General features: G+C 33.2%; 19 protein-coding genes, 26 tRNA genes, 1 rRNA gene and 1 pseudogene. 6 read left to right on the top strand and 41 right to left on the bottom strand.

Going from position 1 to position 23,612, the window contains the following annotated elements; translation table 11 throughout:
* Positions 1 to 79: 79 nt before the first annotated feature.
* Complete coding sequence (gene xdrA, locus FYJ81_RS00235) at positions 80 to 544, bottom strand: XRE family transcriptional regulator XdrA (RefSeq protein ID WP_019468125.1); 465 nt, start codon at positions 542 to 544, stop codon at positions 80 to 82.
* A 414-nt stretch (positions 545 to 958) separates the two neighbouring features.
* On the opposite strand from xdrA, the gene purU reads away from it, so the two are divergent.
* Positions 959 to 1,810 (top strand): formyltetrahydrofolate deformylase, encoded by an 852-nt coding sequence (purU, locus tag FYJ81_RS00230; protein WP_107384717.1) that lies wholly within the window; start codon positions 959 to 961, stop codon positions 1,808 to 1,810.
* A gap of 598 nt (positions 1,811 to 2,408) precedes the next feature.
* Here purU and FYJ81_RS00225 read toward each other — a convergent pair.
* Positions 2,409 to 2,606: a hypothetical protein gene (locus tag FYJ81_RS00225; RefSeq protein ID WP_107384716.1), complete on the bottom strand. Its 198-nt coding sequence runs from the start codon at positions 2,604 to 2,606 to the stop codon at positions 2,409 to 2,411.
* A gap of 707 nt (positions 2,607 to 3,313) precedes the next feature.
* Here FYJ81_RS00225 and FYJ81_RS13295 point away from each other — a divergent pair.
* The 4 genes and pseudogenes from FYJ81_RS13295 to FYJ81_RS00210 all read left to right on the top strand — a co-directional run.
* Positions 3,314 to 3,511 (top strand): annotated as a pseudogene (locus FYJ81_RS13295) (IS3-like element ISLmo1 family transposase); the annotation flags it as partial.
* Positions 3,512 to 3,796: 285 nt separating this feature from the next.
* Complete coding sequence (gene pflB, locus FYJ81_RS00220; protein WP_107386062.1) at positions 3,797 to 6,046, top strand: formate C-acetyltransferase; 2,250 nt, start codon at positions 3,797 to 3,799, stop codon at positions 6,044 to 6,046.
* 23 nt (positions 6,047 to 6,069) lie between these two features.
* Entirely contained in the window at positions 6,070 to 6,819 is a 750-nt protein-coding gene (gene pflA / locus FYJ81_RS00215) for a pyruvate formate-lyase-activating protein (RefSeq protein WP_107384714.1), read from the top strand.
* Between the two features lie 184 nt (positions 6,820 to 7,003).
* Complete coding sequence (locus FYJ81_RS00210) at positions 7,004 to 7,318, top strand: hypothetical protein (RefSeq protein ID WP_226956193.1); 315 nt, start codon at positions 7,004 to 7,006, stop codon at positions 7,316 to 7,318.
* A gap of 199 nt (positions 7,319 to 7,517) precedes the next feature.
* Here FYJ81_RS00210 and FYJ81_RS00205 read toward each other — a convergent pair whose 3' ends face one another.
* The 3 genes from FYJ81_RS00205 to FYJ81_RS00195 form a co-directional block, all read right to left on the bottom strand.
* A complete protein-coding gene (locus FYJ81_RS00205) occupies positions 7,518 to 8,801 on the bottom strand; it encodes a dicarboxylate/amino acid:cation symporter (RefSeq protein ID WP_107384713.1) in 1,284 nt (427 codons plus the stop codon).
* 121 nt (positions 8,802 to 8,922) lie between these two features.
* Entirely contained in the window at positions 8,923 to 9,546 is a 624-nt protein-coding gene (locus tag FYJ81_RS00200) for a response regulator (protein ID WP_107384712.1), read from the bottom strand.
* Between the two features lie 21 nt (positions 9,547 to 9,567).
* Positions 9,568 to 10,677, bottom strand: a complete 1,110-nt coding sequence (locus FYJ81_RS00195) for a GAF domain-containing sensor histidine kinase (RefSeq protein ID WP_107386063.1) — start codon at positions 10,675 to 10,677, stop codon at positions 9,568 to 9,570.
* 191 nt (positions 10,678 to 10,868) lie between these two features.
* Here FYJ81_RS00195 and FYJ81_RS00190 point away from each other — a divergent pair, with 191 nt between their 5' ends.
* Positions 10,869 to 11,696, top strand: coding sequence for an RluA family pseudouridine synthase (locus tag FYJ81_RS00190; RefSeq protein WP_107386556.1), 828 nt, complete (start codon positions 10,869 to 10,871; stop codon positions 11,694 to 11,696).
* Between the two features lie 168 nt (positions 11,697 to 11,864).
* On the opposite strand, the gene fumC is transcribed toward FYJ81_RS00190, so the two are convergent.
* The 36 genes from fumC to rrf all read right to left on the bottom strand — a co-directional run bounded on the left by fumC (position 11,865) and on the right by rrf (position 23,469).
* Positions 11,865 to 13,250 carry a class II fumarate hydratase gene (gene fumC, locus FYJ81_RS00185; RefSeq protein ID WP_107386555.1) on the bottom strand — a complete coding sequence of 462 codons (1,386 nt, stop codon included), beginning with the start codon at positions 13,248 to 13,250 and terminating at the stop codon, positions 11,865 to 11,867.
* A 198-nt stretch (positions 13,251 to 13,448) separates the two neighbouring features.
* A complete protein-coding gene (locus FYJ81_RS00180) occupies positions 13,449 to 13,862 on the bottom strand; it encodes a hypothetical protein (protein ID WP_107386554.1) in 414 nt (137 codons plus the stop codon).
* Positions 13,863 to 14,154: 292 nt separating this feature from the next.
* The gene (locus FYJ81_RS00175) at positions 14,155 to 14,340 is read right to left on the bottom strand and encodes an SAS053 family DNA gyrase inhibitor (RefSeq protein ID WP_107384707.1); all 186 of its coding nucleotides are present in this window, start codon (positions 14,338 to 14,340) and stop codon (positions 14,155 to 14,157) included.
* 24 nt (positions 14,341 to 14,364) lie between these two features.
* Positions 14,365 to 14,964 carry a glucosamine-6-phosphate isomerase gene (locus FYJ81_RS00170; RefSeq protein ID WP_107523534.1) on the bottom strand — a complete coding sequence of 200 codons (600 nt, stop codon included), beginning with the start codon at positions 14,962 to 14,964 and terminating at the stop codon, positions 14,365 to 14,367.
* 179 nt (positions 14,965 to 15,143) lie between these two features.
* Positions 15,144 to 15,614: a tRNA (uridine(34)/cytosine(34)/5-carboxymethylaminomethyluridine(34)-2'-O)-methyltransferase TrmL gene (gene trmL, locus FYJ81_RS00165; protein WP_107386552.1), complete on the bottom strand. Its 471-nt coding sequence runs from the start codon at positions 15,612 to 15,614 to the stop codon at positions 15,144 to 15,146.
* Positions 15,615 to 15,619: 5 nt separating this feature from the next.
* Entirely contained in the window at positions 15,620 to 16,747 is a 1,128-nt protein-coding gene (gene queG / locus FYJ81_RS00160) for a tRNA epoxyqueuosine(34) reductase QueG (RefSeq protein ID WP_107384704.1), read from the bottom strand.
* A gap of 159 nt (positions 16,748 to 16,906) precedes the next feature.
* Complete coding sequence (locus FYJ81_RS00155) at positions 16,907 to 17,629, bottom strand: amino acid ABC transporter ATP-binding protein (protein WP_064263717.1); 723 nt, start codon at positions 17,627 to 17,629, stop codon at positions 16,907 to 16,909.
* On the bottom strand, positions 17,622 to 19,085 hold the full coding sequence (locus tag FYJ81_RS00150; protein WP_064263714.1) for an ABC transporter substrate-binding protein/permease: 1,464 nt from the start codon (positions 19,083 to 19,085) through the stop codon (positions 17,622 to 17,624). The genes FYJ81_RS00155 and FYJ81_RS00150 overlap by 8 nt, the downstream gene beginning before the upstream one ends.
* A gap of 328 nt (positions 19,086 to 19,413) precedes the next feature.
* Positions 19,414 to 20,481, bottom strand: a complete 1,068-nt coding sequence (locus FYJ81_RS00145; RefSeq protein WP_107386693.1) for a PTS transporter subunit IIC — start codon at positions 20,479 to 20,481, stop codon at positions 19,414 to 19,416.
* A gap of 473 nt (positions 20,482 to 20,954) precedes the next feature.
* Positions 20,955 to 21,037: transfer RNA gene (locus FYJ81_RS00140), tRNA-Leu, on the bottom strand.
* Between the two features lie 41 nt (positions 21,038 to 21,078).
* Positions 21,079 to 21,153 (bottom strand) — tRNA-Gly (locus tag FYJ81_RS00135).
* Between the two features lie 17 nt (positions 21,154 to 21,170).
* A tRNA-Gly gene (locus tag FYJ81_RS00130) sits at positions 21,171 to 21,245 on the bottom strand.
* A 16-nt stretch (positions 21,246 to 21,261) separates the two neighbouring features.
* Positions 21,262 to 21,336 (bottom strand) — tRNA-Gly (locus FYJ81_RS00125).
* Positions 21,337 to 21,344: 8 nt separating this feature from the next.
* Positions 21,345 to 21,418: transfer RNA gene (locus FYJ81_RS00120), tRNA-Cys, on the bottom strand.
* A gap of 7 nt (positions 21,419 to 21,425) precedes the next feature.
* Positions 21,426 to 21,497: transfer RNA gene (locus FYJ81_RS00115), tRNA-Gln, on the bottom strand.
* Positions 21,498 to 21,509: 12 nt separating this feature from the next.
* Positions 21,510 to 21,582: transfer RNA gene (locus FYJ81_RS00110), tRNA-His, on the bottom strand.
* 2 nt (positions 21,583 to 21,584) lie between these two features.
* Positions 21,585 to 21,658: transfer RNA gene (locus tag FYJ81_RS00105), tRNA-Trp, on the bottom strand.
* An 11-nt stretch (positions 21,659 to 21,669) separates the two neighbouring features.
* Positions 21,670 to 21,753 (bottom strand) — tRNA-Tyr (locus tag FYJ81_RS00100).
* A gap of 7 nt (positions 21,754 to 21,760) precedes the next feature.
* Positions 21,761 to 21,836: transfer RNA gene (locus FYJ81_RS00095), tRNA-Thr, on the bottom strand.
* Between the two features lie 10 nt (positions 21,837 to 21,846).
* Positions 21,847 to 21,919 (bottom strand) — tRNA-Phe (locus tag FYJ81_RS00090).
* A gap of 15 nt (positions 21,920 to 21,934) precedes the next feature.
* A tRNA-Asp gene (locus FYJ81_RS00085) sits at positions 21,935 to 22,010 on the bottom strand.
* Between the two features lie 11 nt (positions 22,011 to 22,021).
* A tRNA-Met gene (locus tag FYJ81_RS00080) sits at positions 22,022 to 22,095 on the bottom strand.
* Between the two features lie 13 nt (positions 22,096 to 22,108).
* A tRNA-Ser gene (locus FYJ81_RS00075) sits at positions 22,109 to 22,201 on the bottom strand.
* 40 nt (positions 22,202 to 22,241) lie between these two features.
* Positions 22,242 to 22,334, bottom strand: a tRNA-Ser gene (locus FYJ81_RS00070).
* A 9-nt stretch (positions 22,335 to 22,343) separates the two neighbouring features.
* Positions 22,344 to 22,417, bottom strand: a tRNA-Ile gene (locus tag FYJ81_RS00065).
* Positions 22,418 to 22,443: 26 nt separating this feature from the next.
* Positions 22,444 to 22,517, bottom strand: a tRNA-Met gene (locus FYJ81_RS00060).
* Between the two features lie 29 nt (positions 22,518 to 22,546).
* Positions 22,547 to 22,622: transfer RNA gene (locus FYJ81_RS00055), tRNA-Ala, on the bottom strand.
* Between the two features lie 25 nt (positions 22,623 to 22,647).
* Positions 22,648 to 22,721: transfer RNA gene (locus FYJ81_RS00050), tRNA-Pro, on the bottom strand.
* A 26-nt stretch (positions 22,722 to 22,747) separates the two neighbouring features.
* Positions 22,748 to 22,821: transfer RNA gene (locus FYJ81_RS00045), tRNA-Arg, on the bottom strand.
* Between the two features lie 12 nt (positions 22,822 to 22,833).
* Positions 22,834 to 22,922 (bottom strand) — tRNA-Leu (locus tag FYJ81_RS00040).
* 7 nt (positions 22,923 to 22,929) lie between these two features.
* Positions 22,930 to 23,004: transfer RNA gene (locus tag FYJ81_RS00035), tRNA-Gly, on the bottom strand.
* A gap of 3 nt (positions 23,005 to 23,007) precedes the next feature.
* A tRNA-Leu gene (locus tag FYJ81_RS00030) sits at positions 23,008 to 23,089 on the bottom strand.
* 13 nt (positions 23,090 to 23,102) lie between these two features.
* Positions 23,103 to 23,178, bottom strand: a tRNA-Lys gene (locus FYJ81_RS00025).
* A 6-nt stretch (positions 23,179 to 23,184) separates the two neighbouring features.
* Positions 23,185 to 23,260, bottom strand: a tRNA-Thr gene (locus tag FYJ81_RS00020).
* An 8-nt stretch (positions 23,261 to 23,268) separates the two neighbouring features.
* Positions 23,269 to 23,344, bottom strand: a tRNA-Val gene (locus FYJ81_RS00015).
* A 10-nt stretch (positions 23,345 to 23,354) separates the two neighbouring features.
* A 5S ribosomal RNA gene (gene rrf / locus FYJ81_RS00010) occupies positions 23,355 to 23,469 on the bottom strand.
* Positions 23,470 to 23,612 lie beyond the last annotated feature (143 nt).

The following is a 23,612-nucleotide window of genomic DNA, read 5'->3' as shown; positions in this document are numbered from 1 at the left end:
TAAACCATTCAATATATAAGCTATAACTTTATTAGTTAATGTTATAAATAATGATTCTTCTATCACAAAATGCATTTATTTATACGTGCATTAATTCTTCTTTAGAAACTCTACCAAAATATGTTTCAGCTTCTCTTAATTTAGAAGTACCAAAAATAGGTTGTGTTTCCTGATTTAGTACACGGTAGATATCACTTACTTTATTGCTTTGTAGAATATAGCCGTTACGAGTATCAACTGTGTTCCAATATATATCACTAGTTGTAGAATGATTTGGATACGCACAATGGTTACGTGAAATTGTTTGTACCATTTCTAATGGATCGCAACCGAAAGTACTATTTAGAACATCAGAATCTCTAAATAATGCACAAATTGACACACATGTTGTCCAGTTGGGCAATACTCTCTCTTTTTCAATTTGTACTAGTGTCTTTTTTGAAAGACCAATCGTTTGTGCCATTGTATCTTGCGTGTAACCTGCTTCAATACGCACCATTTTAAATTTTGTTTGAATTAAATCTGTAAAACTCTGTCTATCCATTACTTTAATCTACCTTTCATAAAAGAATATTTTATCCGGACACAAGAAATTGCAATAATACACGTTTCTTGAAACACAAATTACATCTTAATACAATTTGCGATAAAATAAAAGAGCGAAATGATATTTTCGTTGTTTTTTGTTATTTGCGAAATTATCTAAATAATCAATCTTATATCCTATAATTAACTTAAACACTTATACCACTTTTATTGTAAGCGCATAACAAGCATGAAATGTGATTATATTTTTTTACTTATTACTCTTTTGATATAAAAACACTATTCATTATTATATCTTAATTTTTACTTTTTGGCATATACTTTGCCTTAAACAATTGAAAATGATCATTTATTTACTTTTTTCAGAATTTTCATTATAATCAGGGTTACTTTAATAATTGAGGTGTAAAAGATGACAGAGAAATATATTTTACTTGCAACTTGTACAGATAAAGTCGGTATTACTTCATTAATTACTAATAAAATTGCTCAATATCATTCTAATATTCTACATTTAGATCATTTTACAGAATACGACCATTCACCAAATGCTACAGGTCAATTATATTTGAGATTAGAATTTGAAAATGTACCATCATTGAAAGAAGATTTAGAAACAACGTTGCAAACACATCAAATAGATTTTAAACTCTTTGACAATCAACAACATACAAAAATAGCACTTTTTGTTTCTAAGGAAGATCATGCTTTCAACGAAATTTTATTACGTGTTAACAGAAATGAATTGCCTGCCGAAATTGTGTGTATCGTTAGTAATCACGAAAACAATAGACAATTCGCAGAAACACTTCATATCCCTTTTTATTACATACCGAGCAACGAATATAAAGAAATCGTAGAAAGAAAAATACTAGATGTTTGTTCTGAGCATCAAGTTGAACTCATCGTGTTAGCAAAATATATGCAAATACTATCCGATCATTTTGTCAGTCACTATCCAAATCAAATCATCAATATTCATCACTCATTCCTACCGTCATTTATAGGGGCAAATCCTTATAAACAAGCATGGGAACGCGGTGTCAAATTAGTTGGAGCAACAAGTCATTATGTTACTTCTGACCTGGATGAAGGTCCAATCATAGATCAAGACGTTATCCGAATTAATCATCGGTACAATGTACAAGATTTACGTAAAATTGGTCGGCATGTTGAATCAAGTGTGTTAGCTCAAGCTGTAGAATATCATGTGCTTCATAAGGTGATTGTGACTGCGAATAGTAAGACAATTGTTTTTAATTAATATTCATAAAAAACCTGAAATAGCTTTTTGCTCTGAACATAGTTTGTGGGAATAAAATAAAAACACTTCTGTTGAATTCATTTAAAATGAAAAATACGGAGGTGTTTTTTTCTATGAAAGGAGTTGCTTACTCATTAGAAATGAAAATGAAGGTTACAGTTCAAGCGAAATTATGGAAACATTAAACATTAGAAAAAGTTCACAAGTGAAAACTTGGTGGAAATGATAAAACCCATAGATTCTACCAACAAGTTGGTAAACAATATTTATATGGTAAGGATATTGGATAATTAAATAATGAAGAAAAGTTAAGAATATAAAACAGAGGCAAAAAGCTGAAATTGATGTTTTAAAAAGTACAAGGAATTGGAAAGGAAGTTGAGCCAAAATAATTATACAAGTCGTTGAAGCATTGAACTTAAGATATTCAATTAAACTAGTATTAAAATTATTTAATATTTCAAAATCAACTTATTATCGTTAGAAACACAAATGTGATGAAGTTAATTCAACTACTTAAGAGATTAACTCTATTCGTCAAATTTATCACAGTATAAATAAAAGCACTTATAAATTAATATAAGCGCCTAAATCAACTTTAGTTAGAATGTTGATTATTATCTTTTTTAAAATTATATATGCATGATGCAATACCTAAGCCAAATACTAAAATTATAAGAATATATACTGAATAATTATCTGTTTGTATATAAAACTTAAATAAAGCAAAGCTTAAAAATGCAACAATGAAATAAACTGGTATGAATTTTTTAGACCAAAATATAGAATTTTCCATATCAATTCTCCTAATAATTATTTAGAAACAAGATGCAGCAGCTCCAGTAGCAGCTCCAGAAACACCACCTACTATTCCACCAGCAACCGTACCAATTCCAGGTACCGCTGAACCGACTCCTGCTCCACCTAGTCCACCAGTGCCTGTTCCACCAGCTGTGCCTAGAGTACATTTAGCCCATCCTTCTTTTTGGTTCTTACCTAAAACTTGGATATCATATCCATCTTTTGTTTCTTTTTATTTTAATACTACGTCTTTATCATCTTTATCTTTTGCTTCTGTAGGTAACTTTTCAGTTTTACCATTCTGATCTTTTAAAGTTACTACGCCATTGTCATTTTGAGTACTTGTAACCCCGTCACTTTATTTAATATGCAATGCGCTTTCGGTAGGCTGACTTAATTTAACATTATCTTTACTTATCCCTGATCCTACTATAATGATAAATAAAAACCACTTTCTATTATGTCACAATAATATTACAAAATCATTGCAACTTGGATACAACACTATCAGAAAAGTCTGAAAGTAAAAAGGTTTATTGAAAATCCTTTCAATTTTTATTTATCTAATCATTTATATTTATTATTTTCATTAATATAAATGGCAATTATCTAAACTTAAGTTGTTCTGTATGTGGGCTTTAGCAACTTTAATTTCATAATCTTCAATCATTAATTGTGATGTATTCATACCTTAGATATTACTTATTTACCTTAAAGCAAATAAAAGTACCTAATGGATGTCTATTTCATAGCAATTAATTAAGTGTGTATACATCATATGAATATTATAAATTATGCGAAGAAAAAATCATTACCCGAAGCATGTCCCCCCAGGGAATTCCAGCTGATAATGCCTTAATCGAATGTTTCCATTCCCCGCTAAAGTGTGAAACGTTATATTAAACAACGGGCTTAATAACTCTAATTAAATTGTAATAGATATTGTCGAAAATCACTTTCAAAACTACTATGTTTAGCTTTTTCTATTAAATCTTAATTAATTATACACTTTTAAAACTGTTCTATAACAGACCTATAACATACCTTAAGTGTATTACTTTTTAATACAGATTCCAAAACCTTTCACATTTTAGATTAAAATTATTCAAAAACTTTGTGATTTTTTTAACAAAACAAATGATATAATTATTGTGAAAAAAATAACATACTTTTGGAGGTAATGATATGTTAAAAGAAAATAATATGCAATCCACAGCCTGGAATGATTTTAAAAAAGGTCGCTGGCAACATCATGTAGATGTAAGAGAATTTATTCAACTAAATTACACATTATACGAAGGTGATGATCAATTTTTAGAAAGTCCTACAGAAGCAACAACTAAGCTTTGGGATCAAGTCATGCAATTGTCTAAAGAAGAACGTGAACGCGGTGGTATGTGGGACATGGACACAAAAATCCCTTCTACCATCACTTCTCACGAGGCAGGTTATCTAAATAAAGAATTAGAAAGCATAGTAGGTGTCCAAACCGATAAACCATTCAAACGTTCAATGCAACCTTTTGGTGGTATTCGCATGGCCAAAGCAGCTTGTGAAGCGTATGGTTATGATTTAAATAGTGAAACTGAAAAAATATTTACTGACTATCGTAAAACGCATAACCAAGGAGTATTCGATGCATACTCCAAAGAAATGCTAAATTGCAGAAAGGCTGGGATCATTACTGGACTTCCAGATGCGTACGGTCGTGGACGTATTATTGGAGATTACCGCAGAGTCGCTTTATATGGTGTAGACTTCCTAATGCAGAAAAAAATGGAAGATTTCAACAATATGTCTAAAGAAATGTCAGAAGATGTCATTCGATTACGCGAAGAATTGTCTGAACAATACCGAGCATTAAATGAATTGAAAACATTAGGTAATATTTATGGATTTGACTTAAGTCGCCCAGCTTATAACTTTAAAGAAGCAGTACAATGGTTGTACTTAGCATATTTAGCAGCGATTAAAGAACAAAACGGTGCAGCTATGAGCTTAGGTCGTACTTCAACATTTTTAGATATCTATGCTGAAAGAGATTTAAACAATGGATTGATTACAGAACGTGAAGTGCAAGAAATCATAGACCACTTTATTATGAAATTACGTATCGTAAAATTCGCGCGAACACCTGACTATAATGAGTTATTCTCTGGTGATCCTACTTGGGTAACAGAATCTATCGGTGGTGTAGGTATTGATGGACGTGCATTAGTAACTAAAAACTCATTCCGATTCTTACATTCACTAGATAATTTAGGTCCAGCACCTGAACCAAACCTCACAGTATTATGGTCAGTTCGCCTACCTGACAATTTTAAAACATATTGCGCAAAAATGAGTATTAAAACAAGTGCAATTCAATATGAAAATGATGACTTAATGAGAGAATCTTATGGTGATGATTATGGTATTGCATGTTGTGTATCTGCTATGACAATTGGTAAACAAATGCAATTTTTTGGCGCTCGTGCTAATTTAGCAAAAACATTATTATATGCTATTAATGGAGGCGTAGATGAAAAATCAGGACGTCAAGTTGGGCCTGCCTATGAAAGTATAAAAACAGAAATCCTAGATTATGATGAAGTATTTGAAAAATTTGATAAAATGATGGATTGGTTAGCTGGAGTATATATTAATTCACTTAATATTATTCATTATATGCATGATAAGTATAGTTATGAACGTATAGAAATGGCATTGCACGATACAAATATCATTAGAACAATGGCTACAGGTATAGCTGGTCTTTCTGTTGCTGCAGATTCATTATCTGCAATCAAATATGCAAAAGTAAAACCTATTCGAGATGAAAATGGTATTGTTACAGATTTTGAAATTGAAGGTGATTTTCCTAAATATGGCAATAATGATGCACGTGTCGATGATTTAGCAATAGACCTTGTAGAACGCTTTATGACAAAATTACGTAGTCATAAAACTTATCGCAATTCGGAACATACAATGAGTGTATTAACGATAACATCAAATGTTGTATATGGTAAGAAGACTGGAAATACACCAGATGGTCGTAAAGCTGGAGAACCATTTGCACCAGGTGCAAACCCTATGCATGGACGTGACCAAAAAGGCGCACTTTCTTCACTAAGTACCGTAGCAAAAATACCTTATGATTGTTGTAAAGATGGTATTTCTAACACATTTAGCATCGTTCCAAAATCACTAGGTAAGGAAAGTAATGATCAATGTAAAAATCTCACAAGTATGTTGGATGGCTATGCAATGCAACACGGACATCACTTAAACATTAATGTATTTAATAGGGAAACACTATTAGATGCAATGGAACACCCTGAAGCATATCCACAATTAACGATTCGTGTTTCTGGTTATGCCGTTAACTTTATTAAATTAACACGAGAACAACAATTAGATGTAATTTCACGTACTTTCCATGAAAAAATGTAATTTGAATTTAAGGCGGCCTATATATGTTAAAAGGACATTTACATTCTGTTGAAAGTTTGGGTACCGTTGATGGTCCAGGATTACGCTATATTTTATTTACCCAAGGTTGTTTACTAAGATGTTTATACTGTCATAATCCAGACACTTGGAAAATAAATGACTATACACGCGCAGTTACAGTTGATGAAATGGTAAACGAAATAATACCTTTCAAACCATATTTTGATGCATCAAATGGAGGTGTGACAGTAAGTGGTGGTGAGCCTTTACTACAAATTAAATTCTTAACCTCCCTATTTCAATCGTTAAAAAAATATGATATTCATACCTGTATAGATACATCAGCTGGTACTGCGAAAAATACACCCACTTTTGAAAAACAATTAGATGCTTTATTAAAATATACAGACTTAATATTATTAGATATTAAACATATTGATAATGCTAAACATAAGGAATTAACTGGCCAACCTAATACACATATATTAAACTTTGCTAAAACACTTTCTCGTAAAAGACAGCCTGTTTGGATAAGACATGTGCTGGTGCCAGGTCTTACAGATAATAAACAAGATTTGATGCGGTTAGGTGAATTTATAAATTCACTCGATAACGTTAAGCGCTTTGAAATACTGCCATATCACCAACTAGGTGTGCATAAATGGCAATCACTAGGTATAACTTATGTGTTAAAGCATATAGAAGCACCTACTGAGGCTGAAGTAAAACAAGCATATCAATATGTAAATTTTAAAGGTTACACCCCTATTTAACTTTATTTAGACACATTAAAATTATCGCGGTTATTAAAATGTATCAAATCAAAAAAGTAGTGAATGATATCATTTGAAATGTAGATATCATTCACTACTTTTATTTTTTGCTATTGAACATGAAATTGAATAATATTTTTCAAAGTGATATATTAACAGAAACAAATTTTAAGGGGATGTTTCTTTGGATAATCATACTTCAACAAAACTAATTTCTATCAGTGCTTCTATGAAATTTATTAATGCTCAAATGATTCCAGGAATTTTGACGCTATATAATGATAAAATTACGTTTAAAGCAAAAGGAATAATTGAAAATCATGAAATCAAAAGTTTATTCCCTTTTGATGAACTTCAAAGAGTTAAATTTGGACTATCCTTAACCCCTTTTAGAATAACTATTATGGAATCAGACGGAGAGCCTTGGCTTTTTGACCAGGTTCCAAGAAAAGATGGCAAAAAATTTGTAGAGTTATATAATGTACTTCTTTCTGAATAAGTAACACATTAGGTTAATCTGAAACTAAGCTATCATTGTGATGGTTTAGTTTTTTTATAAAGACAAATACTACTTTTATATATCAACATCTATTTTGCAACACTTCTCATGTATATCAACTAAAAAGAGTGGCCAAAACATATAAACGTTAGAGCCACTCTCAGATTTTAAATTCTTTATATTTATATCTATTATTTTATTAACTTTCATTTCTAGCAGCTAATTTTTTATCTTCAGCTTTTGAAATGATAAGCGCACAAGCGGCATCACCTGTAATATTGACAGATGTTCGTGTCATATCTAATAATCTATCAATACCTAAAATAATACCAATTGCTGCTGGATCTAATCCAACGGCATTTAAAACCATTGCTAACATAATCAGTCCAACCCCAGGTACGCCAGCTGTACCAATAGATGCTACAACAGCGATGACCACAACAGTTATAATTTGCATAAATGAAAGCTCTACACCTGAGATTTGTGCAATAAATATTGTCGCAACACCTTGCATGATTGCCGTTCCATCCATGTTTATTGTTGCACCGAGAGGTTGTACGAAAGATGCTACTTCTGGTCTAACACCCATATTTTTTGTACATTTAAGTGATACTGGTAAGGTTGCAGTGGAACTCGAAGCACTAAAACCTAGTGTTATTGCAGGAAGAAACCCCTTAAAGAATTTTAGTGGACTTGATTTAGCCATAAATTTCACCGCTGAACCATATACAACGAAGAAATGGATAAATAGCGCTAGAAGCACTATAAAGAAATACATACCAAGTTGTTGGATAGCTCCAAATCCTGCCCCTGTAAATGCATGTGCAACAAGACCAAAAGTACCTATAGGTGCAAATACGCTCATGATCATCGTTACAATATACATTAAAACTTCGTTGGTTTGCTCAAATAACCGATGTACCGCTTCAGCTTTCGAACCAACCATTATCAAACCAACCCCTATGAAAATGGCAAATGTAATAATTTGCAACATATTTTCTTCACTCATGGCTTGTAATGGATTTTTAGGAAAAAGATTGATCAGTGTTTGATCAAACGATTGCTTTGCAGCAGAACTTTGTGAATTATCTTCTTTATCTAATGTTTTTTGATAACTTGAAACATCTTCACTTTTTAATAAATCTGATTTCCCTTCACCCGGTTGTAAAACTAAAGCTAAAGTAATCCCAATAATAATAGCTATTGCAGTAGTAGTTAAAAAGAAACTAATCGTTTTCAACCCAATACCACCTAGTAATTTAGGATCACCCACACCTACTACACCTAACACAATTGAAACAAACACAACAGGCACCACTAACATGAAAATTAAATTCAGAAAAATTTGCCCAATAACATTGAAGACATATTTATCAACGTTGACTACAAAACTCGATTGCGCAAACATGTTAAGTATGGAGCCTATTGCTATACCGAGAATTAACGCTATAACAATTTTCAATGAAAGATTTTTAGTCTTCATAATAACATCCCCTTTATGTTTATTAGATATAGTATATAGTAATATTATACATTTTGAAACAAAAGTATATATTCAATAAAAAAATGCTATGTAAAATAATATTTACATAACATCTAATATATTATATAAGATTATTCTGCATAGCATAAATAGCCGCTTGTGTGCGATCAGATACTTGCAATTTAGCAAATATGTGACTTACATGTGTTTTAACAGTTTTTTCTGAGACAAATAAAGTTTCCGCAATTTCTTTATTTGTTTTACCCTTTGCCATTTCTGTCAATACTTCAGATTCACGTTTAGATAGTTTGTTTGTATAGTGCGGTTTACTGCTTACAGATTCCATCACACTTTGGGCTTGTGGATGGATAACTTTTTCACCTGACAATACATTTTTAATTGTTTTAATCAACTTCTCAGGTTCAACATCTTTCATTTCATAACCATCGGCGCCTTTATCAATTGCCGAAATCACATGTTCATCATCTACATAACTGGTTAGCACTAATATTTTTACTTCGGGATATTTTCGCTTCATAATTTCAGTTATTTCTATACCATTCATATTTGGCATCACTAAATCTAATAATACAATATCGGGTAATTCATGCTCTTCCAAATAACTTAAAAATGATTTGCCATCTGAAAAGCCTTTAACAACCTCTATATCATCAACTGTTGATAATAGAAATTCTAAACCTTGTCTTACGATATGGTGATCATCTACCAAAATGATTCGATTCATCTTGACCTTCCTTTCGAAACTTTATAATGGTATTGATATATGAATTTTTGTACCTTTGTTTGGTTCACCTTCAATTGTCAATTTACCATTTATCTGTTTAGTCCTTTGTTTCATATTATTCAAGCCATGCGAGTGATAAAGATTTGACTTATGTTTATCAAAACCTTTGCCAAAATCAGAGATTGTTACCAATAAATAATTGTCCGCTTGAACTAAATCTAATCGAACTTGAGTGGTTTCACTATGTTTTTTCGTATTATTCATTGCTTCTTGAACAATTCTATAAACATTTTCCTCGATTTGACTTGGAAGTTTAATTAAACCATCCACTTTAACAATTAACTCTAACTGTAGTAATTCACTATACTGTTTTAGTGCACTAACTAATCCTTGTTCTAAACCAACGGGTTTTAATTGCCAAATTAAAGCTCTCATTTCATTTACTGCTTGCTGGCTTGTATCTTCAATCACTTGGAATGCCTTACGAGAAACCTTTTCTTGTGTCATCCCTAATGCTGCGTGTGCTGTCAATTTAACAGAAAAAAGCATTTGGTTTACTGAATCATGTAAATCTCTAGCTAATCTATTACGTTCACTAATACGCGCAGCTTCTTTTTCTTGATCGGTTAAGAGAATCCTTTTTATTGCAGATCCGATTTGCAATGCAACAGATTCTAATAACTCTAAGTTTTCTGCACTATATCTCCTTGTATAAGGTGTTGCAACATTGAGTAACCCAAATTGCTCTTCGCCAGACCTTAACGGTACAGTAGCATGGTGTGTAATACCGTCAGTTTCTTCATGATAAGCCCGATTGGCTAAATTAATTCTCGAACAATTTATAATATTTGAAGCCTTCGTTAACTTTTTATTTTGATATGCTTGAACACACCAACACGTACCCTTTCGCATATATTGACAATGATTATTTTCCAATGCTCCTGGTAAACCATTATATGATACGAGCTCATGTTGCCCCACATCATCAATGAAGAAAATCCAGCCCGTAGTAAATTCACTACCATCAATCAACGATTTTAATGCGCCTTGTAGCATACTATATGTTTCTGTTTCTTCATTTAAAAATTCAGCAATTTCTTTTAATAATGCTAATCTTGTCGGTTTTTCCATTTAACCAGTCCATTCTTTAACAACACTATTTACATACATTATACAAGTTTGTAAAGCATTTAAAAATAGATAAATAATTCCTTTTTACTTGAATTAAAACAATGTAAAAAATTATTAAATCAATCTCTGGGTCTAATATTTTTAACAGCGTGTTTATGGTATGATAATAATTGATTAAAGAGGAGGATATTATGAAATTTCAAATCCCAGAAAATTATGATGAATTAACACTTAGAGAAATTTTCCAGCAATTACAATTACCAAAAAAAGATTTACACAATTTAAATATGTCAAAAGAGATTAAAATCAATGATATAAATGCAAAACTCACGTCACAAGTACATACAGGAGATCAAGTTTACATTCCAACACCAGAAGAAAAAAGTAATTATTTACCAAGTTATCGATATGCACAAATTTATTATGAAGACAATGATTTAGCAATCGTTATGAAGCCTAAAGGGGTTAAAACGCATCCTAATGATTTAAAAGAAAGTAATACATTAATGAATCATGTGATATATACAATCAATAGTGACTATGCAGAACCGATACATCGCTTAGATCAAGAAACTGTGGGTTTATTAATTGTTGCTAAAAATCCTTTAATGAAAAAAATCCTAGATCGTATGTTAGAAGAAAATAAAATAGACCGTATCTATAAAGCAAAGGTACATAGCTTGTTACCTATTAAACCACAAACCATTAATGCGCCTATTGGTAAAGATAAATTTCATTCGAACAAGCGCCGAGTATCTACTACAGGACAATCTGCTATTACACACATTTTGTCTTCGAATATGGTCAAAGAAAATGTATGTGAAGTCGATTTGAAATTAGACACGGGTCGAACACACCAAATACGTGTGCATTTAGCAGAAATTGGACATCCAGTTATTGGAGATCCACTATACGGTGATTCAACTTTAAGACAACTCCAATTGAATAGTTATAAAATTGAATTTATTCACCCATTAACACAAGAAAAAATATCAGTTAGTTTAGATGATGAAATTTAAAAGAGATAGGTTGAATTTTCAATTCTCTCTATAGCTTTTATCGCGCGAACAACATTGTAGTTAAAATGACTCAAAATAAATGCAAAAACGTCAATTTCTATTTCATTTTAATAGAAATTGACGTTTCGTCGTTAATCAAAGATATTGATATGCCTTAAGATTTTAAATTTATTTAGGTTCAACCATATCTTCCGGTTTAATCCACTCATTAAACTGTTCTTCAGTTAAATATCCAGATTGGATGGCAGATTCTTTTAATGTTAAACCTTCTCGATGGGCTTTTTTAGCTATGCTAGCAGCTTTTTCATACCCAATATAAGGATTTAATGCTGTTACTAACATTAGTGATTGATTTAAATAATTATCAATGTTTTCTTCAATTGGTTCAATGCCTACTGCACAATTATCGTTAAATGTTTGCATGCCATCCGCCAATAAATATATAGACTGCAATGTATTATGCAAAATCACAGGTTTATAGACATTTAATTCAAAATTCCCCTGTGAACTACCTATACCAACCACAGTGTCATTACCCATAACTTGAACTGCAACCATCGTCAACATTTCACATTGTGTTGGGTTGACTTTACCAGGCATAATAGATGAACCAGGTTCATTTTCTGGTATAGAAATTTCAGCAAGCCCAGCACGTGGTCCAGACGCTAACCATCTCACATCATTTGCAATTTTCATTAAGTCAGTAGCTAAAGCTTTGAGAGAACCATGTAATTGAACGACCTCATCATGCGCAGTTAATGCATGAAATTTATTTTCAGATGATACAAATGGATACCCAGTATTTTTTGAAATAAATTTAGCAACTTTATCACCAAATTCTGGATGAGCGTTAATACCGGTACCTACTGCAGTACCCCCGATTGCTAAATTTAAAATATGCGCTTTTGATTCACTAAGTAATGTTTCACATTTATCTAACATATAACGCCATCCGCTTATTTCTTGGCCTAAACGAATAGGTGTAGCATCTTGTAAATGAGTACGTCCGATTTTTATAATATCATTAAACTTTGCTTCTTTTTCTTTAAAAGTATCACGTAATGATTTTAATGCAGGTTCAAGTTTTACTTCAATTTCATTATATAGTGCAACATGCATCGCAGTAGGGAAAGTATCATTTGAACTTTGAGATTTATTCACATCATCATTTGGATGTATTGACTCATCGCTACCTTGTTCTTTGAGATACATATTCGCAACATAACTCACAACTTCGTTGACGTTCATATTGCTTTGTGTACCGCTTCCTGTTTGCCAAACGACTAATGGGAAGTGTTCATCCAATTCTTTGTTTAATATACGATCACATGCATGAACAATAGCATCTTTTTTTGCGTCACTTAGTTTTCCTAACTCATGATTGGCTAATGCTGCCCCTCTTTTTAATTGAGCAAATCCATAAACAACTTCAATTGGCATTTGTTCTTTTCCAACTGGAAAGTTACGTTTACTTCTTTCTGTTTGTGCACCCCAGTATTTATCTGCAGGTACTTCTATTTCACCAAATGTATCATGTTCAATTCTAACTGACATTTAAAAATCTCCCCTTCAATATGTATTTAACTTTAGTATAGCATTAATTAATTTAACTGAGCAATCTCTTAATATAGCGTTTTCATTACATAAAAAATGTCTGGTTAATAACAACGATTTACAAAGCTTAATTAATTAGTTGCTAGCATGAAAAAAAACAGAAACTAATTTTTAGTTCCTGGTTTATACATCTATTCATTATTCTTTTGTAATTGTTACATCGTTAAATTTCACCTTTGCTGCTTGTATAATACCTATTGCAGTTAAAACTAAAAGAATTGCTCCAATAATCATAGTCACAGGACTAACTGTGACAAGAAGCCCTAAAAACCCAGTTAAACTATTATAAAAACCTCCAAGCGGCTTAAATAACAATACTGTTATAACAATACAACATAATATACTAATAATGATCCCAGTTTGATTACTTTTTACAAATGTAGAAGCATTTACTTTATCTACCAGTCCATGTGACAAGTTGATTTGTAGTTGAATAATTTTAAATAAGATTGGCAGATATATTGCTCCAATGGCCATAGGAAAGCCTTTTATAGAAATTAAATTTACAATCACAGCACTTATCATGAGGTATTTCCAATAGTTACTTAACATATTAATGATAACTCCTTAATTCAAATAATGATTTAATAATAACATAATCAAATTTATGTTGGCATTGTTTTTTTATTATTCATATAACCATAAGCAAATAACTTGGCACATTGATTAAATAAATATAAAAAGAAGCGAGAAGGACATCAAATTTTTTAATATTTGATCATCACTTACTCGCTTCCAATTATTTATAAAAGAAATAATGATTTTGTTTGTAAGTAGTACTCATAGAATGTCATTTAGGCTTTGATAGATACTATTTAATCACTTATTAAATAAACGTAACACTTTAATTATCTAAATCAGAACGTACATTTGAATCATGTGATTTATCTAGTTTATCTTCATCATTTTCTTCAGAAATTTGTTCCATTTCTTTTCCCAATTCTACGATATCTTCAAAATCATCGACCATTTCATTTTTGGGTTCTGTTTCATGGTTAGAATACTGTTTATTAGCATTATCATTTGTCATTAGTTACACCTCACATTTTTAATTTTATGCGAAACGTGCAGTGAAATAGTGACGAACATCTTCAGGAAGGCCTTCTGCAGCAGCTTCATCCAAAATAACATTCACCATGCGGTGTGCTTTCAAATCAGATGGCTCAAATGAAGTTTTACCATTTTCTTCATATAATTTATGCACAACATCTTTTTTCTCAGAACCAGTAATCACTAAAATTACTTCTCTTGCAGAAAAGAGACCATGATTGATACTTACATTTAGTTTACCATTTGTATCTATTGACAGTATTTGTGTAATCAATTTACCTTTATTTTCTTTAGTTTTGATTTTATCACTTATAAATGATTCTGTATCTTGACCATATGAAACACTATATATTTGACTTTCTGGTACGCCTAACGCTTCAAAATAAGACTTATTGCTATCATAATCTAATATATTAATTTGACTAAAATCTACTGCATGATCATCTACATTTTTCTTTAATTCATCTAATACTGGTGCATTATCATTAGAAAGATGTATGCCTGCTATAGTAGTTGGATTATTGTTAAACTGTTTTCTTAAAATATCTGCAGCGTATTCTGCCACACTTTTTTCGTTTTCTAAAATTTTAAAGTTCATTGACATAGTTATTACACTCCTCTTAATCTTTTAAGACGCGTTCTAGCATTATTTATAATAATACCCTTGAAGCTATCTTCATAAACTATATAATTTTAATAATCAACTAAATTTTCAAAAACTACTTTTAGCTTTATCTTCATTATACAAATGTCAAAGTCGTTTTTCATCGATTAATATATAATTTAATGTAAATTTGGAAAATTTTGTTGTCTCAACGCTTCATAAATAAGTAAAGATGCAGTATTTGATAAATTTAATGATCTTATATTATCATTCATTGGGATTCTTAATGCTGTATCTTTATATTTCTCCTTTACCCAATCAGGTAAGCCAGTAGTTTCTCTACCAAAAATAAAATAATGATTTTCATCTTCATCAGTAAAATCAAAATCAGAATAAGTTTTTTCACCAAACTTAGTTAATAAGTAATATTCACCTTCCGTACTTTCAAAAAACGATTCTATATTTTCATAATAACTAATATTTACAGAATCCCAATAATCTAATCCTGCTCTTTTCAACATCTTGTCATCTGTACTAAATCCTAATGGTTTTATTAGATGTAAATGTGTATATGTACCGGCACAGGTTCTAGCGATACTACCCGTATTTCCGGGTATCTGTGGTTGAAATAATACAATGTGGTTCGTCATGCTTTTTATTCTCTCCTCATATCTAGTCCTTTTAACATCTCATGTTGGACTTCCTCTAATTCACTGTCGTAGTGTGCTTCAATAAATGGTCTTGCTTGCTCTCCCTGAATTTGTCCAATTGCCCAATAAGCTGTAGCTCTAATCATAGGCCTTGGGTCATTTAATGCGACTTCTTGTAATTCGGGTATCGCAGTTTCCTCTTTAAAATGTGCTAACGCTAGAATTGCGTTTCTTTGAATTGGTTTTTTACCTCTCCAAGCACCTGCTAAATGACCGTAAGTATTTTTAAACTCTTTATTACTCATTTGTAATAATGGTACTAACCTTGGTTTTAATGTTTCTGGTTCTAACACAATATCATCATGCTGCGTATTAATGCCACGATTTCTTGGACAAACTTGTTGACATGTATCACAGCCATAAAGTCGATTACCAATTTTATATCGATATTCATCTTGCATGTAACCTTTTGTCTGTGTTAAAAAACTAATACATTTTTGACTATTTAGTTGTCCATCACCAACTAAAGCTCCTGTTGGACAACGGTCAACACAAATTGTACAATCTCCACAACTATCAATGATTGGGTCATCAGGAGGAAAAGGAACACTAACTAACATTTCTCCTAAATAAGTCCAAGTACCGAGATCTGGATTTATGACAAATCCATTTCTACCTACATAACCTAATCCTGCGCGTTCTGCAACAGCTCGGTCTGACAACACACCCGTATCAACCATAGATTTAATTTCCACATCTGGGACTCTAGCCTCTAAATACTCAGCTAATTTATCTAAACGTTTTCTCATGATTGAATGATAATCTTGGCCCCAAGATGCCCTTGCAAACATACCTCTTCTGTCTCCACGCACGCTTCTAGGTGCACCTTTTAATTTATTGGGATAACCAACAGCAATAGCAATAATAGATCTTGCAGTAGGCAATGTTAACTTAGGTTCAGTACGCAAACCAATATCTGGTTCTTCAAATCCAGAGGCATATCCCTTTTCATGATAATCAACTAATTTTTGCTTTAATTCATCAAATGGATCAGCCGTGGTAAAACCAATACTATCAATACCAATTGAGTGAGCATAGTCTATGACATCTTGTTTCAATTGATCTACATTCATTTTTCACACCCCACCTTAAAAACATACATTCTATAGTTTAACATATTCATTATTAATAAGAGAATTCGATAATCCAATTTTCAATATTTATTAGAAAAACCAAGGTGCTATGAATGAATTACAATAATCCATTGCCAAACACCTTGGTTGATTTTATATTTATAAAACACGTGCTAAAAAGTTTCTAGTTCTATCATGTTGTGGTTGCTCAAAAATATTTTGTGGTGTACCTGATTCCACAATGACACCATCAGCCATAAACACAACTTTATCACTCACGTCTTTTGCAAAATTCATTTCGTGTGTTACAACTGCCATAGTCATACCTTCTTTGGCTAAATCTTTCATTACTTCTAAAACATCACCAACCACTTCAGGATCTAGTGCTGAGGTGGGCTCATCAAACAGAAGTACTTCTGGATTCATTGCTAAAGCTCTAGCAATAGCAACCCTTTGCTTTTGCCCACCCGATAATTGAGCAGGATATGCATTAGCCTTATCTTCTAATCCAACTTTTTTCAACAAATCCATTGCTTCCTTTTTCAAATCTCTTTGATTACCCTTTTTTAATAAACTAGGAGCCAATATGATATTGTCTATAACCTTCTTATGTGGAAATAAATTAAAATTTTGAAAAACCATACCCATCTGTTGTCTTAGTGTTTCTAATTTAGTTTTTTCATTTGTTAAACTATGATCTTTAAATATCACTTCACCACTTGAAGGGGTTTCAAGAAGGTTTATACAGCGTAAAAGTGTACTTTTACCACTACCTGAAGGACCTATTATAGCAACAACATCACCTTTATCCACCGTTAGATTTATCCCTTTTAAAACTTCATTTTTTCCAAAAGATTTATATAAATTTTTAATATTAATCACTAACTTTCAATCTCCCTTCGAAGAAATACATCACTCTTGATAAAGTAAATGTAAGTATAAAGTATAATATTGCAGCTACAATGAGCGGTGTAAATGGATCAAATGATGCTCCTTGTACAACTTGTGCATTGAACATTATTTCACTAACACCTATTACGGATACAATTGATGATTCTTTAATAACAGTAACAAACTCATTACCTAAAGCTGGTAATATGTTTTTTACAGCCTGTGGCAAAATAACTGATTTCATTGTTTGACCATATGTAAGTCCTAAACTTCTTGCAGCTTCAGTTTGTCCTTTATCAACTGCATTAATACCAGCTCTTATAATTTCAGCAATGTAAGCTGAACAGTTTATAACAAGTGCTATCATACCACATATCAAAGCTGAGATATCTAGACCTAAAACTGCTGTGGTACCAAAATAAACTAGAAATACTTGAACTAATAAAGGAGTGCCTCTTAAAAATTCAATATAAGCTGAAGAAATCCATCTCAATATTTTCACTTTACTTAATTTTAATAATGCAATAAATGCACCAAATACAGCACCTAAAACGACTCCAACTATAGAAATTAAAATCGTGTTTTTAATTCCTTTTAAGAAAAAGCTGCCATATTTCGTAAAGAAATTACCATCATCTTTTTGCATTGCATCAGCAGCTGACGCTTTATAATCTTCCAGCAAATTTTTATTTTTAACATCTTTGATAGAGGTGTTTAATTTATCCATAAGCATGGGAGAATTTTTAGGTAAGGCAATTGCCGTTTCTTTTCTACCTTCATTAAACTTAACATCATTAGCAAAAGTTAAATCTTTATTTTGTTTTAAATATGCTTCTGCAACTGGCCCTTCAATTACCATTCCATTAACTTTTCCGCTTTTCAATGACATTATAACTTCAGGTACACGTGTTAAAGATTGAATTTGTGCATTATCGATTTCAGTTTGCGCAATTTTTTCTTGTTGTGTTTGCTTTTGTACACCTATTTTTTTATTCGCAAAATCTTCAATTGTTTTGAAACGATCTGCCTCAGACTTTTTAATAATCATTTTTTGATCGACTGTCATATAAGGGTTTGAAAAATCCACCTCTTTCAAACGTTCTGGTGTAGGTGTCATTCCAGAAATAATGATATCAATTTTACCAGTTTGTATCGCACCTAATAAACTATCAAACTGCATATTTACAATTTTTAATTTTAAATGATTATCTTTCGCAATCTTTTTTGCGATATCAATATCAATGCCTGCATACTTTGATTTACCATTAACATTATGTTCAAACTCATATGGTGCATAATCAGCTGATAAACCAACACGCAATTCACCACGCTCTTTAATTTTATGCCATTGATCTTTTTCACTAGCATTTACTTCTGGATTTATGTAAATAATTAAAGTACTTATAAGGAATGAAAAAACAGTAATCACTTTCAATATTTGTTTCATCTATTAATCCCCTTTCTATAATATTTATTATTATACATAATTACGCAAAAATATTCAATAAGAGATTTGTATATTTTTATTAATTTTAAAAGTTCATGTTCGTATGATTACATAAAATGGTATATTTGATGTCGTCAACTGACAGCTATATTCTATATATATTAAAAAAACACCTCCATTTAATATGAAGGTGTTTTTTAGCTCGTCGTTCTGATTTCAAAATTTATATCAATTAATATGTATAATGACTGTTATAAACATGCATTATAATATTGAAAGATAGATAAAACGCTTAACTATTTATTATCTATGTGATTGTAAAACTTTGTTACTGCTTAGGAATTTCAAATTTATAAATATCATCTGTATATTTACGCATCATTTTTTTACAAATTTCATGCACAAAGAATGCTGATACAAATGGTATTATAAAATATCCAAATACTAATAAAATAATATTCATGGTCGGATCTCCATCCATTCGATTAAACGCATTGATAGGTCCAACCAAACCAGTATAACCAAAACCAGCAGACATTGGTGTACCTTTAATTCCAATAAAATAAGCTATTAATCCACCAATCACGCCATTAATGATTAATGGTATTGCAATAATTAAATGTTTAAAATAAACAGGAATCATCATCTTAGCTGCACCAATAATCAATACTAAATTGACGCCAGCACCGTTAACTCTAATTGAACCAAATAAAAAAGTCACACAAGCTGCTACAATACCCATATTAGCTGCACCACTACCTAAACCAGATAAGCTAATTGCCGTTGCAATAGCAACTACAGATATAGGTGTAACCATCAACAAAGCATATGTGACACATATCAATATAGACATCATCAATGGATTTAACTCTGTAAATGCATTTACTACATGACCAATTCCTTTAGTGACATTTGATACATAACCTAACGTAAACAAACCTATAAATCCACTTATAACAGGAATAATAACAGGTAACAAAATCATTTCCAGTGACCCTAATTTATTTTGTAATAACAAATATAAAGAACAAGATATCATTACAACTAAAATAGTATTAATGATATCACCAATGCCATTAAGTAAAAATCCATCCGGTGTCATCTTAACAGCACCACTACCGATCATAGCAGAAACTCCTATCATCGTGGCACCAGCACCGCTAAATTTAAATTGATGCGCTGCTAAAACACCAATTATAAATGCCATAAATGATTGAATCAAAACGACTAACTGATAAATAGTTTCTAGTAATTGGTTGCCTTCTTTAAAAAACTTTAATAATTCACCTAATAATGCATTAGGTATTAATGCTATGACTACACCTGCTCCAACAGCTTGTAAAATATTACTAAAAAATGTTTTCCCTGTAACCTTGGCTGTGCTAGATTTTACCATTCTTGTATCCTCCAAATATAACATTAGACTTATAATATTATATTTTCGACTAAACTACAATATGAAGTTTAATATTAAAAACCAAGATTTAAATATTTAACAGTATCTTATAATATATAACAGCTCACCGTTTGAATAAGAAATGATTTTTAATTGTCAGTTCACTTCTAACAAATTGACAACTTAAATTTTGCGAAAAAAGTTTAAATAACTAAAAAACTATCAATGTAATAAATGTACAACAAACTTTCCTATTATTTACAAAATCAGTAGAGTAAGTATGTATTGTTAAACTGATAATTAGATTATCAAGCAAAAATAAAATTTCTACACCCTTGCAGGCCAATAATTTTCACAATATTTTGTAGCTATTCAATGTTCAAAATATTTAAAGTCAATGGTATTTAATGAAATCCATAAAAAAAGAAACCCCATAATAATGAGGTTTCTCAGAAATACTAATTCGCTATTTATACCAGCGGTCGGGATCGAACCGACACTCCAAAAAGGAACGGGATTTTGAGTCCCGCGCGTCTGCCAATTCCGCCACGCTGGCTCAATGTTATAAACAAAAAACTTCCAATCAGGAAGTGATAATGGAGCGGAAGATAGGACTTACACCTATATCTCATTCCGGGAAGGAATGTGTTCTAAGAGTTAAACTACTCCCGCATAATATAAAAATTAAATGGAGCGGAAGATAGGACTTACACCTATATCTCATTCCGGGAAGGAATGTGTTCTAAGAGTTAAACTACTCCCGCATGATATTAAATTAAATGGAGCGGAAGATAGGGCTTGCACCTATATCTCATTCCGGGAAGGAATGTGTTCTAGAAATTGAACTACTCCCGCATAATTCATGGAGGCGGCAACCGGATTTGAACCGGTGATAAAGGTTTTGCAGACCTCTGCCTTACCACTTGGCTATGCCGCCAATAAAACTGGGCTAGCTGGATTCGAACCAGCGCGTGACGGAGTCAAAGTCCGTTGCCTTACCGCTTGGCTATAGCCCATTAATAAATAAGGGCGGCTGATGGGAATCGAACCCACGAGTGTCGGAACCACAATCCGATGCGTTAACCACTTCGCCACAACCGCCATGGCAGGGGCAGTAGGAATCGAACCCACATCGAAGGTTTTGGAGACCTTTATTCTACCTTTGAACTATGCCCCTATTAAATTAAATGGTGGAGGGGGGCAGATTCGAACTGCCGAACCCGAAGGAGCGGATTTACAGTCCGCCGCGTTTAGCCACTTCGCTACCCCTCCATGAAAATGGTGCCGGCCAGAGGACTTGAACCCCCAACCTACTGATTACAAGTCAGTTGCTCTACCAGTTGAGCTAGGCCGGCTTGTATAAAATGGTTCAAGACAGAGTCGAACTGCCGACACATGGAGCTTCAATCCATTGCTCTACCAACTGAGCTATTGAACCATAATATTAAAATAATGGCGGTCTCGACGGGAATCGAACCCGCGATCTCCTGCGTGACAGGCAGGCGTGTTAACCGCTACACTACGAGACCAAATTATGTAATTGCGGGAGGCGGATTCGAACCACCGACCTTCGGGTTATGAGCCCGACGAGCTACCGAACTGCTCCATCCCGCGATAATGATATTAATGGCGGAGGAAGAGGGATTCGAACCCCCGCGAGCCGTTAAGCTCCTGTCGGTTTTCAAGACCGATCCCTTCAGCCGAACTTGGGTATTCCTCCATAAATATATGATAATTAAATTTATTAAATTGTAATAAAATGGCGGAGGAAGAGGGATTCGAACCCCCGCGGGCCGTTAAGCCCCTGTCGGTTTTCAAGACCGATCCCTTCAGCCGGACTTGGGTATTCCTCCAAAATTATATGGACCTTGCAGGATTCGAACCTGCGACCGAACGGTTATGAGCCGTTAGCTCTGACCAACTGAGCTAAAGGTCCAGAGTATAATTTACAACTAATAATAGTGGCGGTGGAGGGAATCGAACCCACGACCTCACGGGTATGAACCGTACGCTCTAGCCAGCTGAGCTACACCGCCGTTGTAATTTAGTTTGAATCAATAATAAATGGTGGAGACTAGCGGGATCGAACCGCTGACCTCCTGCGTGCAAAGCAGGCGCTCTCCCAGCTGAGCTAAGCCCCCATTTTAAAATTTATTTTAGCAGATATCGGGAAGACAGGATTCGAACCTACGACCCCTTGGTCCCAAACCAAGTGCTCTACCAAGCTGAGCTACTTCCCGTTTTTCATAGGATGAAGCATTAATTACGCGCCCGATAGGAGTCGAACCCATAACCTCTTGATCCGTAGTCAAGCACTCTATCCAGTTGAGCTACGGGCGCTTAATTCAAAGATGGTGCCGAGGACCGGAATCGAACCGGTACGATGATCTCTCATCGCAGGATTTTAAGTCCTGTGCGTCTGCCAGTTCCGCCACCCCGGCAAAATAATGGAGCAGAAGACGGGATTCGAACCCGCGACCCCGACCTTGGCAAGGTCGTATTCTACCGCTGAACTACTTCTGCAAATGCGGGTGAAGGGAGTCGAACCCCCACGCCGTAAGGCGCTAGATCCTAAGTCTAGTGCGTCTGCCAATTCCGCCACACCCGCGATATTTGTTTAATGGTGAGCCATAGAGGATTCGAACCTCTGACCCTCTGATTAAAAGTCAGATGCTCTACCAACTGAGCTAATGGCTCTAAACATGGTGCCGGCCAGAGGACTTGAACCCCCAACCTACTGATTACAAGTCAGTTGCTCTACCAGTTGAGCTAGGCCGGCAAATTAAATGGTGGAGGATGACGGGTTCGAACCGCCGACCCTCTGCTTGTAAGGCAGATGCTCTCCCAGCTGAGCTAATCCTCCATTTATAATTGCCTGGCAACGTCCTACTCTTGCGGAACGTAAGTCCGACTACCATCGGCGCTAAGGAGCTTAACTTCTGTGTTCGGCATGGGAACAGGTGTGACCTCCTTGCTATAGTCACCAGACAATATCATGTATAACTATTATACATTCAAAACTAGATAGTAAGTAAAATTTAGTTCAACCAACAAAACTTTTAAATTTGATTAAGTCTTCGATCGATTAGTATTCGTCAGCTCCACATATCGCTATGCTTCCACCTCGAACC

The sequence above is a fragment of the Staphylococcus sp. McC-251-APC-3A2 genome (assembly GCF_009695665.1).
GTDB classification, from domain to species: Bacteria; Bacillota; Bacilli; order Staphylococcales; family Staphylococcaceae; genus Staphylococcus; species Staphylococcus cohnii.
Note: the sequence above shows the minus strand (reverse complement) of the source record. Positions and strands in the feature narration are given on the sequence as shown.

Bases quoted from the DNA above. Each gene is read 5' to 3' on its own strand.
- FYJ81_RS00225 (WP_107384716.1), bottom strand. From the start codon at position 2,606: ATGGAAAATTCTATATTTTGGTCTAAAAAATTCATACCAGTTTATTTC.
- trmL (WP_107386552.1), bottom strand. From the start codon at position 15,614: ATGACGAACCACATTGTATTATTTCAACCACAGATACCCGGAAATACG.
- xdrA (WP_019468125.1), bottom strand. From the start codon at position 544: ATGGATAGACAGAGTTTTACAGATTTAATTCAAACAAAATTTAAAATG.
- purU (WP_107384717.1), top strand. From the start codon at position 959: ATGACAGAGAAATATATTTTACTTGCAACTTGTACAGATAAAGTCGGT.
- FYJ81_RS00190 (WP_107386556.1), top strand. From the start codon at position 10,869: ATGAAATTTCAAATCCCAGAAAATTATGATGAATTAACACTTAGAGAA.
- FYJ81_RS00195 (WP_107386063.1), bottom strand. From the start codon at position 10,677: ATGGAAAAACCGACAAGATTAGCATTATTAAAAGAAATTGCTGAATTT.
- FYJ81_RS00175 (WP_107384707.1), bottom strand. From the start codon at position 14,340: ATGACAAATGATAATGCTAATAAACAGTATTCTAACCATGAAACAGAA.
- FYJ81_RS00180 (WP_107386554.1), bottom strand. From the start codon at position 13,862: ATGTTAAGTAACTATTGGAAATACCTCATGATAAGTGCTGTGATTGTA.
- FYJ81_RS00150 (WP_064263714.1), bottom strand. From the start codon at position 19,085: ATGAAACAAATATTGAAAGTGATTACTGTTTTTTCATTCCTTATAAGT.
- FYJ81_RS00205 (WP_107384713.1), bottom strand. From the start codon at position 8,801: ATGAAGACTAAAAATCTTTCATTGAAAATTGTTATAGCGTTAATTCTC.
- FYJ81_RS00170 (WP_107523534.1), bottom strand. From the start codon at position 14,964: ATGTCAATGAACTTTAAAATTTTAGAAAACGAAAAAAGTGTGGCAGAA.
- pflA (WP_107384714.1), top strand. From the start codon at position 6,070: ATGTTAAAAGGACATTTACATTCTGTTGAAAGTTTGGGTACCGTTGAT.
- pflB (WP_107386062.1), top strand. From the start codon at position 3,797: ATGTTAAAAGAAAATAATATGCAATCCACAGCCTGGAATGATTTTAAA.
- queG (WP_107384704.1), bottom strand. From the start codon at position 16,747: ATGAATGTAGATCAATTGAAACAAGATGTCATAGACTATGCTCACTCA.
- FYJ81_RS00200 (WP_107384712.1), bottom strand. From the start codon at position 9,546: ATGAATCGAATCATTTTGGTAGATGATCACCATATCGTAAGACAAGGT.
- FYJ81_RS00145 (WP_107386693.1), bottom strand. From the start codon at position 20,481: ATGGTAAAATCTAGCACAGCCAAGGTTACAGGGAAAACATTTTTTAGT.
- fumC (WP_107386555.1), bottom strand. From the start codon at position 13,250: ATGTCAGTTAGAATTGAACATGATACATTTGGTGAAATAGAAGTACCT.